14 protein-coding genes are annotated in these 11,602 nt (G+C 36.3%); 8 read left to right on the top strand and 6 right to left on the bottom strand.

Annotated features, from left to right (window positions below; translation table 11 throughout):
* Positions 1-32: 32 nt before the first annotated feature.
* The 5 genes from BLR36_RS05085 to BLR36_RS05065 all read left to right on the top strand — a co-directional run bounded on the left by BLR36_RS05085 (position 33) and on the right by BLR36_RS05065 (position 3,505).
* A complete protein-coding gene (locus BLR36_RS05085; protein ID WP_093060640.1) occupies positions 33-533 on the top strand; it encodes a DUF1189 family protein in 501 nt (166 codons plus the stop codon).
* A 49-nt stretch (positions 534-582) separates the two neighbouring features.
* Positions 583-903: a hypothetical protein gene (locus tag BLR36_RS05080; protein ID WP_093060639.1), complete on the top strand. Its 321-nt coding sequence runs from the start codon at positions 583-585 to the stop codon at positions 901-903.
* 94 nt (positions 904-997) lie between these two features.
* Positions 998-2,122, top strand: a complete 1,125-nt coding sequence (gene ispG, locus BLR36_RS05075; RefSeq protein WP_093060638.1) for a flavodoxin-dependent (E)-4-hydroxy-3-methylbut-2-enyl-diphosphate synthase — start codon at positions 998-1,000, stop codon at positions 2,120-2,122.
* Positions 2,123-2,134: 12 nt separating this feature from the next.
* Positions 2,135-2,713 carry a hypothetical protein gene (locus tag BLR36_RS05070; protein ID WP_093060637.1) on the top strand — a complete coding sequence of 193 codons (579 nt, stop codon included), beginning with the start codon at positions 2,135-2,137 and terminating at the stop codon, positions 2,711-2,713.
* A 174-nt stretch (positions 2,714-2,887) separates the two neighbouring features.
* Positions 2,888-3,505, top strand: coding sequence for an NAD(P)-dependent oxidoreductase (locus BLR36_RS05065; protein ID WP_093060636.1), 618 nt, complete (start codon positions 2,888-2,890; stop codon positions 3,503-3,505).
* 127 nt (positions 3,506-3,632) lie between these two features.
* Here the strand turns inward: BLR36_RS05065 and BLR36_RS05060 are convergent, their stop codons facing one another.
* Genes BLR36_RS05060 through BLR36_RS05050 form a run of 3 tightly spaced genes read right to left on the bottom strand, consistent with a single transcriptional unit; the run spans position 3,633 to position 5,652 of the window.
* On the bottom strand, positions 3,633-4,043 hold the full coding sequence (locus tag BLR36_RS05060) for a Fur family transcriptional regulator (protein WP_093060635.1): 411 nt from the start codon (positions 4,041-4,043) through the stop codon (positions 3,633-3,635).
* Positions 4,040-4,888, bottom strand: coding sequence for a metal ABC transporter permease (locus BLR36_RS05055; RefSeq protein WP_093060634.1), 849 nt, complete (start codon positions 4,886-4,888; stop codon positions 4,040-4,042). The genes BLR36_RS05060 and BLR36_RS05055 overlap by 4 nt, the downstream gene beginning before the upstream one ends.
* Entirely contained in the window at positions 4,885-5,652 is a 768-nt protein-coding gene (locus tag BLR36_RS05050) for a metal ABC transporter ATP-binding protein (RefSeq protein WP_093060633.1), read from the bottom strand. The genes BLR36_RS05055 and BLR36_RS05050 overlap by 4 nt, the downstream gene beginning before the upstream one ends.
* Positions 5,653-5,839: 187 nt before the next feature.
* Between BLR36_RS05050 and BLR36_RS18725 the strand changes: the two genes are divergently transcribed.
* Positions 5,840-6,016 carry a hypothetical protein gene (locus tag BLR36_RS18725; protein WP_175453969.1) on the top strand — a complete coding sequence of 59 codons (177 nt, stop codon included), beginning with the start codon at positions 5,840-5,842 and terminating at the stop codon, positions 6,014-6,016.
* Between the two features lie 358 nt (positions 6,017-6,374).
* Here BLR36_RS18725 and BLR36_RS05045 read toward each other — a convergent pair whose 3' ends face one another.
* Positions 6,375-7,259 (bottom strand): deoxyribonuclease IV, encoded by an 885-nt coding sequence (locus BLR36_RS05045; protein WP_093060632.1) that lies wholly within the window; start codon positions 7,257-7,259, stop codon positions 6,375-6,377.
* Positions 7,260-7,271: 12 nt separating this feature from the next.
* Positions 7,272-8,570, bottom strand: coding sequence for a DEAD/DEAH box helicase (locus BLR36_RS05040; RefSeq protein ID WP_093060631.1), 1,299 nt, complete (start codon positions 8,568-8,570; stop codon positions 7,272-7,274).
* Positions 8,571-8,674: 104 nt separating this feature from the next.
* Here BLR36_RS05040 and vrrA point away from each other — a divergent pair, with 104 nt between their 5' ends.
* Positions 8,675-9,166 (top strand): VrrA/YqfQ family protein, encoded by a 492-nt coding sequence (gene vrrA, locus BLR36_RS05035; protein WP_093060630.1) that lies wholly within the window; start codon positions 8,675-8,677, stop codon positions 9,164-9,166.
* Between the two features lie 66 nt (positions 9,167-9,232).
* Positions 9,233-10,210, top strand: coding sequence for a 4-hydroxy-3-methylbut-2-enyl diphosphate reductase (locus tag BLR36_RS05030; RefSeq protein ID WP_093060629.1), 978 nt, complete (start codon positions 9,233-9,235; stop codon positions 10,208-10,210).
* 273 nt (positions 10,211-10,483) lie between these two features.
* Here the strand turns inward: BLR36_RS05030 and BLR36_RS05025 are convergent, their stop codons facing one another.
* The gene (locus tag BLR36_RS05025) at positions 10,484-11,602 is read right to left on the bottom strand and encodes a Nif3-like dinuclear metal center hexameric protein (RefSeq protein ID WP_093060628.1); all 1,119 of its coding nucleotides are present in this window, start codon (positions 11,600-11,602) and stop codon (positions 10,484-10,486) included.

Here is an 11,602-nt window from a genome sequence, read left to right as displayed (position 1 = left end):
ATGATAGAATATAGAGGAAAGGGTGACATCACTTGAGTTTATTTCAACTATTTAAATCTAGCTTTACTAGTCCTAAAAAAATCGCTGCATTTCGACTTATTCCGATCGGTAAAGTGATGCAATATATATTTAGTTATATATTTATCATGTCCATTATTTCTTTTGTTTATTTTCTTAATGGAATTTCTGACCAACAACAAACAATGGAAGGGCTACTAGAATACTTTGCTCAAATTCAATGGCTTTTATATCCATTTTCCTTTTTGTTCTTATTTGTGTTGAATACATTATTTATCTTTGTTCGCATAAGTATATTTGCATACATAGGCAGTATCATCCTACGCATTAGAAATAGAAAAGGAGAATTCCGACATATTTGGAGGACAGCTCTTTTTGCGAGTACAATTCCAATGCTGTTATCCATCATTTTTGCGATTTTGCAGTTTTCGAATAACTATATTCAACTTCTAATCTATCTATTGAGTTTAGTAATAATTACTTTGGCAACCAAATACTATCCAGTTAAAAGATAATACATAGTTCCCCCTCAACTTGCATAAAGTACGGTAAGGGGGTTTTTATATGAAAATATTTGTCGCAACTATTCTATTACTCATTTCTTTTTATATTGTAAAAGTAGATTTAATCGAAGGAACGATCCCACTTGCTTACTCTATACAACCTGTTGAATGTGACAGGAAATTAGATTATATTACAGTAGAAATTGTGGCTGGAGATTCCCTACAATCCTTATTCTCTCTCTATCCTTCCGTCGAATCTATTTCATTCACAGAGAGATTAGCAGACTTTTATAACCTTAATCCTCATTTTATTAATCAGTCTTTTAAAATAGGAGAAAAGGTTTTATTGCCTACCTATACAACTTCAAAAGAATGCAAATAATGTAAAGTAGAGCGTTCTTTCTTGTCATTTCATTCGAAAGACTGATAAAATGATGAATAGTGATGGCATTTAGCCTCAAGAAGGAGAGAATTTCATGAGCGGAATAATTCATCGTTCCAAAACTCGTCCAGTACGGGTTGGAAACTTAACAATAGGTGGCAGTAATGAGCTTTTCATACAAAGTATGACAACTACAAAAACACATGACGTAGAAGCAACAGTTGCTGAAATCCTACGACTTGAAGAAGCAGGCTGTCAAATCGTACGTGTGGCGTGCCCAGATGAACGAGCGGCCAATTCTATTGGTGAAATAAAAAAACGTATTAACATCCCATTAGTAGTAGATATTCACTTTGACTATAAGTTAGCACTTATTGCAATTGAGCAAGGTGCTGATAAAATACGGATAAATCCAGGTAATATTGGACGGAAAGAAAAAGTCGAAGCTGTTGTCAATGCAGCTAAAGCAAAAGGTATTCCAATTCGTATTGGGGTAAATGCTGGTTCGTTAGAAAGAAAAATTTTAGAAAAATACGGCTACCCAACTGCTGATGGAATGGTAGAAAGTGCATTACATCATATTAAAATTCTTGAAGATTTAGATTTTCATGACATCATCGTTTCTATGAAAGCTTCAGATGTAACTCTGGCTGTGGAAGCATACCGCAAAGCAGCAGAAGCATTCGACTACCCTCTTCACCTAGGAATTACTGAGTCTGGAACACTATTCTCTGGTTCCATTAAAAGTGCAGCTGGACTAGGAACTCTGTTGAGTATGGGAATCGGTAACACAATGCGTGTTTCGTTAAGTGCTGATCCAGTTGAAGAAATTAAAGTTGCTCGCGAATTACTAAAAGTGTTCGGACTATCTTCTAATGCAGCTACGTTAATCTCTTGTCCAACCTGTGGGCGCATAGAAATTGACTTGATAAAAATCGCAAATGAAGTGGAAGAATATATCTCTAACATTAAAGCACCTCTTAAAGTAGCTGTACTTGGCTGTGCAGTTAATGGTCCCGGAGAAGCTCGGGAAGCTGATATAGGGATCGCCGGTGCACGTGGAGAAGGTCTGTTATTCATGAAAGGCAAAACCGTTCGTAAAGTACCGGAAGAAACAATGGTTGAAGAACTAAAAGTGGAAATCGATAAACTTGCTGCAGAATATTTTGCAAACAAAGAACTAGAAGAAAAGCAAGAACAAGAAAAACAACAAGCGTAAGGAATGATGCAATTGACGAATATACGATTTGGTATCGATATAGACGGGACAGTAACATCCCCTACTTCATTGCTTCCACATATAAACGAAGCCTTTAAATGTAATTTACAGCTAGAAGATATTAAAGAATACGATTTAACAAAGGCTTTTCCAGTAAGTGAGAAGGATTTCTATGAATGGTTTAAGAAAGCAGAACCGACCATTTATGCAACATCTCCTATTCAACCAGATGCACATGCTGTTTTGTCTGCTTGGAAAGAAAAATACGAGCTGTATTTCATTTCTGCTCGTGGAGATAATGTAATGGATGTTACGTTAGATTGGTTCAAGCGACAAGAACTGTTATACGATCACATCGAATTGATAGGAACCCATAACAAAATTGAAACTGCACGCCGACATGGAGTTCATGCATTTTTTGAAGACAAACACGATAATGCAGTAGAAATTAGTGAGGAACTTGATATTCCAGTATTATTATTTAATACTCCGTATAATCAAATGCCTGCTCCTAATCGTGTTATACGAGTTAATAATTGGATCGAAGCAAATAAATGGATTGAAAAGGAATTTTCGATGTCTATTAAATAAATTATTTTGATTCCTCGACAAGAATATTTAAAATAGATAATCGAGTATAAAATCGCCGAGGTTTTATACTCGATTTTTCTTTTAAATTCTATTTTTTGTGTGTTTTAATATTTAAAAAGTGTTAATTCATCCAGAACATGCAAAACAACTGAATAACTAAAAGGGGATTAGAGAATGAATATTATTGTATTTGGAGCAAGTGGTGGTGTCGGAAAGCATTTTACTAAACTAGCATTAGATAATGGACATAACGTTACTGCTTTTGTGCGGTCCCCTTCCAAATTAGATTTGAAACATGAACGCTTAGCTATTATTCAAGGTGATGCTTTTGATAAAGAAGCTGTGAAATCAGCTATCGTTGGTAAAGACGCTGTAATCTCGTGTCTAGGCTCTACAACTGGCATGAAAAAATCTAATCAGCTAGAAAATATGACAAAGAATATCGTTGACGAAATGGTTGCAAATAATATACAACGAATTATCTATGTTGCTTCGGCAGGAATTGAAAATGAAATTCCTGGAGTGATGGGCAAAATAATGATAAGAATGCTTAGAAATGTTTTAACCGATCATTCCAATGCAGTAAATTATATAAAAGATAATAATTTAACCTATTCAATAGTACGACCAATGGGCTTGAACAATAAAGTATTTACTGGTATTTATAAAGAGGCTATGACAGGTGTACCAAGTACAGGAAGAACTATTACTAGGGCTAATGTAGCTGATTTTATGTATAAGGCTCTAATGAATAGCGAATATAAAAATACATCAGTAGGATTAAGTGATTGAGTTAAATAACTCTATAAGATACCTAGCAACATCCATTTTGGCTGGAAAGAATACTTTATATACGTCAGTCCAATATACCCCCAAAAAAAAGTAGTGTAGCCCGAATACTGGGCTACACTACTTTTTATTAATGACAGGAAGGGCAATTGCCGTATATTTCAAATTTATGATTTTCTATTTCGTAGCCAGGTATTGCATTTTGCAACACTTCCATTGGACAGAAAGGAATTTCTTTAATATTACCACAGGACATGCAGATAAAATGATGGTGATGATGATCCGCTTCACATTGCATTCTAAAATGCTTCTCCCCCGTTAGCTCCGTTTCTTCCAAAATACCCAAATCCACGAATGTGCTTAAATTTCGATAAATTGTATCATAGCTCATCCCTGGATGTTCTTTTTTCATCACATTTAATATATCTTTAGCAGTAATATATTTTTCCGTTTCTGAAAAAATATTCAGTATTTGTTCGCGCTTATCTGTTTTTTTGAACCCCTCATTTTTGAGAATATCCCAGGCTTTTTCTATATTCATTGAGAAACAGCTCCCTTGCTTCCTATCTTTTTAGACAGAATAGTTAGAAGTAGAATGATAATCGATGTAACAACAATTGTTCCACCTGGTGCTAAATCTAAATAGAATGCACTAACTAAACCAACAATTACCGATAACTCACCAAATAATAAAGATAGAATAATTGCTTGTTTAAAGCTTTTGGAAATGCGCATAGCAGCGGCAACTGGCAATGTCATGAGTGAAGAAACGAGTAAGATTCCAACAATTCGCATCGATCCCGCAATGACTAATGCAGTCACAATCATAAACAATACATGAATCCATTTGGCTGGAAGTCCAGATGCCTTCGCATATTCCTCATCAAATGAAAGAACAAATAACTCCTTAAAAAACAAACTTAAAAAGATAATTACAATCAAAGCAATACCAATAATAATCCATAAATCTTGACGACTTACTGCAGATACAGAACCAAATAAATAACTAAATAAGTCAGAGCTAAACCCTTCTGCCAACGAGATGAAAATCGCTCCAAAACCAAGACCTGCAGACATGATGATTGGTATTGCAAGCTCCTCATAATGTTTATATAATCTTCTCAATCTCTCTATAAACAATGAGCCTGTTACAGATGCTACAATCCCTAAATATAGAGGGTTAAGTAAAGCTAATGCTCCTACGGACTGGCTTAGGTACAAGCTACCTGCTATACCTGCTAACGTAACATGACTGAGAGCGTCTGCTATTAAAGAAAGCCTACGCACAACGATAAAAACACCTAATAGTGGAGCGATAAAACCAATGATTAAGCCAGAAGCAAAGGCATTTTGTAAAAACTCATAGTGAAAAATAGACTCAATCATGATATTACCTCACTTTGATGTTCGACTTTACGAACAGCATGTCCATACCAAGCCTCTAATTGTTCATCACTCATTTGATCCATATCATTTTTAAAGCCATGAAAATGAATTCGCTGATTTAAACATGCCACGTGGCTAATACTCTTGGATACAGCATCCACATCATGTGTTACTAAGACGATTGTAATTTTATGTTCCCGATTTAAGTGACTTAACATATTATAAAAAGATTTTACATTTTTACTATCTACTCCTACAGTTGGCTCGTCTAGGATTAATACATTCGGATTACTGATTAACGCTCTTGCGATAAAGACGCGCTGTTGCTGTCCCCCAGAAAGGTCACCGATATTTTTCATAGCGTAGTCTTCCATCCCTACAGACTTTAAAGCTGATTTTACTTGCTTATCAACATTTGAAGGAAATCGGTGAAATAATCCTGTTTTCTTAACTAAGCCGCTTCTTACTACCTCTTTTACAGTAGCAGGAAAACCAGTATTGAACGAATTGGATTTTTGTGAAACGTATCCAATACGCTCTTTATCTTTAAACTGATTAACCGGCTTTCCAAAAAGAAGTACTTCGCCTTTTGTCGGTTTTAATAATCCAAGGATTATTTTCAACAAGGTTGATTTTCCCGAGCCATTAGGTCCAATAATCGCTAGAAAGTCCCCTTCTGCAATTGTTAAATTGATATCGGTTAACGCTTTAGTTTGTTCGTATTGATATGAAATATTATGTAAGTTGATCAATGGGGTTCCCATTACAATTCCTCGATTCTAATTAAGAATGATTACGATTTACAAAGATATAGTATAATCCTAAATCCAACCTGTGTAAATAAAAAATGCTTGAAAGGATGTTTTTCTGGATATTCAAAAATTTGTTCAACAGCTACAAACGTGTACATTAAAGGAGTTTAAAACGATTGTAAAAGGGTTCGATATTCAGTTGTCAGACAAAGAATTGAAAGGGGTTCATCCTCTATTAAAAGAAATTTCACTATCCTGGATTGTTTTTGGAGTACCCTTAGCCATCCAACAAAAATTGATCCAAATTCTTGGGGAACAGCGTGCAATGGACCTTTATAAAGAAATAAAAGAAAAGGCACCATCTTCTTTTAAATAAAAGAAGATAATCTTTGTGAGCCTCTTTTTTGAATAAGAAAGTATCTTTACTCTAGTTATCCAGAAAGCCTATTTCTAAGAGTTGTAGGGGGGCGACGGATAGAAAAAGTGAAACTTTAATCAGCGGGGCTTCATCCCCCACTGATTGTTAGTTGAACCATTCGGGCTTTTACGGGCAGTTATCTACTGCCCGTTGATGCGGGACAAAAACCAAAAGGTTAACGAAAAAAGGGATATTGGTTGTGACATGTGTCATAACCAATATCCCTAAAAATCAATCGGTAATTATATAGTAAATCGTCAGTTCAATGCCCTTTGAAAACGTTTGAAACAGGTTTTCAAATGAAGTACCCTGCTTATTAACGCAAAGCGTCGATTGCTTCCGGGTTAAACTTTTTAGTTCGAAGCATTTCTATCTCATATTTGTATGGGGCTTCCTTCGATTTAGCATCTACACCTACAAACGGCGTTTCTAAAATTTTCGGTAGCTCCATCAATTGTGGATGATGCACGATATATTGTAATGCCTCAAATCCAATTTCACCAAAGCCGATATTTTCATGTCGGTCTTTTGCTGCTCCACAAACATTTTTACTATCATTGATGTGAAGTACTTTTAAACGATCAATACCAATTATCTTATCAAACTCATTTAAGACCCCATCAAAATCTTCGACGATATTATAACCAGCATCGTGAATATGACAAGTGTCCATGCAAATAGATAAACGATGATTGTTTACAACACCATCAATAATTTTGGCAAGTTCATCAAAAGTGCGCCCACATTCCGATCCTTTTCCAGCCATTGTTTCTAAAGCAATTTGAACGGGGAATTCAGTTGATAGCACTTCATTTAAACCTTCAACAATTCTTGCAATACCAGCATCTGCTCCAGCTCCCACATGGGCTCCTGGATGCAAAACAATTTGAGTGGCACCAATATGTGCGGTTCTTTCAATTTCTTTTTGTAAAAACTCAACACCAAGAGCAAAAGTTTCGGGTTTTGTCGTATTTCCTAGATTGATGATATAAGGAGCATGTACGACGATATTGGACATCCCATTTTCTTTCATATGTGCAATACCAGCTTCAATATTCAATTCTTCAATTGGTTTTCTTCTAGTATTTTGTGGTGCTCCTGTATAAATCATAAAAGTATTTGCACCATATGATGCAGCTTCTTTACTCGAATTCAGTAGCATTTCTTTACCACTCATAGAAACATGTGATCCTAATAACATAATAGCAACTCCTTATTTCTTACGGTTTTTAATGCGTCTCTCTCTTTTCTTAACTTTATCCATTTCCCATTTCATATTACGCTTGTAGCCTGGTTTTACCTTTTTAGGCTTACGTACTTGGGCTTTAGCTATTGCATCTATTTCATTTTCATTTTTAGTGCGGTTTTTTCTTGCGTGGCGTTCCTTAAGCTCTGACCATTCTCCATTAATCACATCTTTATGTTCAAGAGGAATCCCCATTTTCTCAAGGCGCACTAAAGCATCTTCGTCTGATGGTTCGTAAAGAGTAATGGCAATACCGGTCATTCCTGCACGAGCGGTTCTTCCGACACGATGAACAAAAAACTCTAAGTCATCTGGTATCTCGTAGTTAATAACATGGCTGACACCTGGAATATCAATCCCACGTGCAGCAAGGTCCGTTGCAACAATATATTGAAACTCAAGATCATGGATTTGCTTCATCACACGTTTACGATCACGTGGAGATATATCTCCATGGACTACGCCAGCTTTAATACCGTTTCCTTGTAAATAGTTCGCAACCTCATCTGCATGCTGCTTCGTATTTGCAAATATAATAGCTAAGTATGGATTTATACCTTCCATTACATCAAGTAAACGTTTCTTTCTAGATTTACTTCGAACTGGAGTTACGATAAATTCAATACCTTCTGCAACTCGACGTTTTTCACCTATTTTTATATGAACTGGTGAATCCATATATTTTTTTAAGAAAGGCTGTAATTTTTCTGGAATGGTAGCAGAAAATACGTACATTTCTAATTTCTCAGGCATACGAGATGCAAATTGATCAATTTCATTGATAAAACCAAGATCGAAAGCTAGGTCAGCTTCATCGACGACTAAAACATTTGCAGTATGAACAAGTAATGCTTGCTCTACTGCAAGATCACGAAGTCTACCTGGTGTTCCAACAACAATCTGTGGTTGTGTTTTTAGTTTTTCAATTGCACGGGCTTTGTCCGTTCCACCAATAAACAATTTTGTCTGAATTTCTGTGCCTTCTACTAGCTTGTTCAACTCATTATAAATTTGTGTTGCAAGCTCTCTTGTTGGTGATGTAATAACTGCTTGTACTTCTTTTTTACTAGCATCTATTTTTTCAACAATTGGGATCAAAAAACTATGTGTTTTTCCTGTTCCAGTATGTGCTTGACCAATCGCACTTTTCCCCTTTAAAACAAGTGGAATCATTTCTCTTTGAATTGGCGTTGGTTCTTGGAAGCCTAATTTTTCAATTGCATCTAGCAAAAAAGGCTGAAAACTATAATCTGTATATTTTGACATTCTACGTCACTCCCTCACATTTCTTTATTGTACCACGATTGTACATAAAACGTATAATTTGCATAGAATAGAATAGTCTTTACTGTTCGAAAGGAGATGAAAAAATGCGCTATCAATCTTTTTATCCATTTGCTCAAAATCGAGGAAATGATTTTTTTGGCATGTCCAATCCTAGTCCTCAAAATGTTCCGAGTAATCCCTTCCAATTCTTTGGAGGGAATCAAGGTCCTCCGCCTCCTTCACCTTCAGGACCAGCGACAAATTTTTTTAGTCAGTTTCAATCAGCTCCCACAGGAGGCGGAGGCTTCCAACAGGGTCCACCCGCGAGTAAAACAATGAGTTACTTACAAACAGCGGACAAATTCTTAAATACAGCCCAGCAGCTTACACCTATGGTTAGACAATTTGCTCCGATGATACAAAATGTTCCAGCTCTGTTGAAATTATATCGTGGTTTTCAGTCTGTTCCAGCTGCTACAACAGCCGCTACTGCTGCTAACGTAAGTGCTGCATCCACAGCTGCGAGAGCAGCTAATACCGCAGCATCTGTAACAAATGGAGCTTCCATCCCACGAATATTCCAGCCGCCAATTTAATATTTTGTATTCATCTATTTGCTCCGTTATAATATGAGTATGCTCGTATTGAAGGGAGTTACAAAAATGATTGTACAAAAAATTTCGCCTAGAGGATATTGTTATGGTGTTGTAGATGCAATGGTTATTGCTCGAAATGCTGCATTAGACACTTCTCTTCCAAGGCCTATATATATTTTAGGAATGATTGTTCACAATAAACATGTAACTGATGCATTTGAAATGGATGGAATAATTACTTTAGACGGAGAAAATCGCTTAGATATTTTATCGAAGGTAGATACAGGTACGGTTATCTTCACTGCACACGGTGTTTCCCCTGAAGTGAAAGAACTAGCTCGACGGAAGGGATTAGTTTCTATAGATGCAACATGTCCAGATGTGACCGTTACACATGACCTAATCCGAGAAAAAACGGCAGAAGGCTATGAGATTATTTATATCGGCAAAAAAGGACATCCAGAGCCTGAAGGTGCGATTGGTGTAGCTCCTGACAAGGTCCATTTAGTTCAAACCTTAGAAGATGTTGAAAATTTAATAATTTCAGCTGATAAATTACTAGTTACTAATCAAACAACAATGTCTCAATGGGACGTTGTGGATCTCATGAAAAAATTAGAAGAGAAATTCCCACATGTTGAAGTTCATAAAGAAATCTGTCTAGCTACTCAGGTTCGACAAGAAGCTGTTGCTGAGCAGGCCGGAGAAGCTGAACTATTAATAGTAGTTGGTGATCCAATGAGTAATAATTCTAATAGACTGACTCAAGTTTCAGAGGAAATAGCTGGAACTCCTTCTTATCGAATTGGCGACATCTCTGATTTAAAATTGGAATGGCTGGACAATATTTCGCATGTAGCTGTAACTGCAGGAGCTTCTACTCCTACTCCTATTGTCAAAGAGGTTATTCAATTCTTAGAAAAATATGATCCAAATGATCCTGAAACGCATGATACAACTAAAAAAACGGCACCGGAAAAGATTTTGCCTAAAATTAAAATACCAAAACCTGTAAATCGTATTGAACCTTATACAGTTAACTAACACAAAAAGCTGCTCGCTATTCGAGCAGCTTTTTTATACTGTTATATTAATAGTACAGGATAATACCTCTGACTTTCGTTCCAGAGCACACTTTCCCTGTGCACGGCTTCAATCTCCTTTTCACTATGAAAATATGCTACTGCGGTTACTAGCATCAAAGACACTGCCCAAAAAAATGCGTAGCATATCCTTTAGATGGCGGGATAGCTTAAAAGTAATGGTAGTGATATTTAAACTAAAGTTTCAACTACCTTAATGGCTGACTCTACACTATCAAATTAATTGAAAGGGTTCGGTTGAGATTTTTGAAGGGATGAATTCAACTTCGAGCTTGTTATCCACACAAACCTTTGTCATATACTCCGCAACACCGGTTTTCATTATCTGTTCCACATGATGTCCTGGGTCAATAACCGATAACCCAATAGCCTCTGCGTCCTGTGCAACATGGAAATAGAGATCACCTGTTATAAACACATCTGCACCTGCTCTTTTAGCTATCTGTATATATTTATTGCCATCTCCACCAAGCACAGCAACCTTTCGAACTTCCTTCGTCAAATCACCCACAACTCGAACAAAAGGAACGTTTAACTGTTGCTTTACTAGTTGTGCATAATCCCCTAATAATTGTTTTTCAGGCAATATACCAATTCTACCTAGTCCTTTAATATTTACTTCTGCTTCTAGCGACACTAAATCATAAGCAGGCTCTTCATAGGGATGAGTTGTCAATAAAGCTTTTAATATTTTATTTTTCATAGAAACAGGAAAAACTACTTCCACTTTATCCTCTTCTACAATTGATAATTCGTTCGCTTGTCCAATATAAGGGGTTGCGTCCTCTAAAGGCTTAAATCTTCCCTCTCCGCTAGTAGTAAAGCTACAGCTATCATAATCACCGATTTTGCCTGCTCCAGCGGTGCTTAAAGCAGTTCTTACTGCGATTGTGGATTCTTTAGGAGTAAATACTGCTAACTTCATCAGCTGTTCCGAGGAAGTTTGCTCTAGAATCTCTATATTTTCTAAATGTAGAGCAGTAGCAAGCAAATCATTAACTCCCCCATTTGCAATGTCTAAATTCGTATGTGCAGCATATACGGCAATATCATGCTTAATCAATTTCTCGATTAGTATTCCTTGTGGCAAATCTGTTCGCATATTTTTTAATCCTCTAAAAATAGGTGGATGATGCGCAATGATAAGCTCACAACCATTTGTAATTGCTTCTTCTACTGTATCCAGATTCACATCTAACGTTACTAAAATTTTTGTTACTTTTTTATTTAGTGTGCCAACTTGTAAACCTACTGGATCTCCATCGACCGCTAACGATTTAGGTGCCCATTGTTCGAAAAGGGAAATAATATGTTGTGCATTTGTTTCCTTCAT

The organism is Psychrobacillus sp. OK028, from assembly GCF_900103605.1.
Taxonomy (GTDB): Bacteria; Bacillota; Bacilli; order Bacillales_A; family Planococcaceae; genus Psychrobacillus.
Note: the sequence above shows the minus strand (reverse complement) of the source record. Positions and strands in the feature narration are given on the sequence as shown.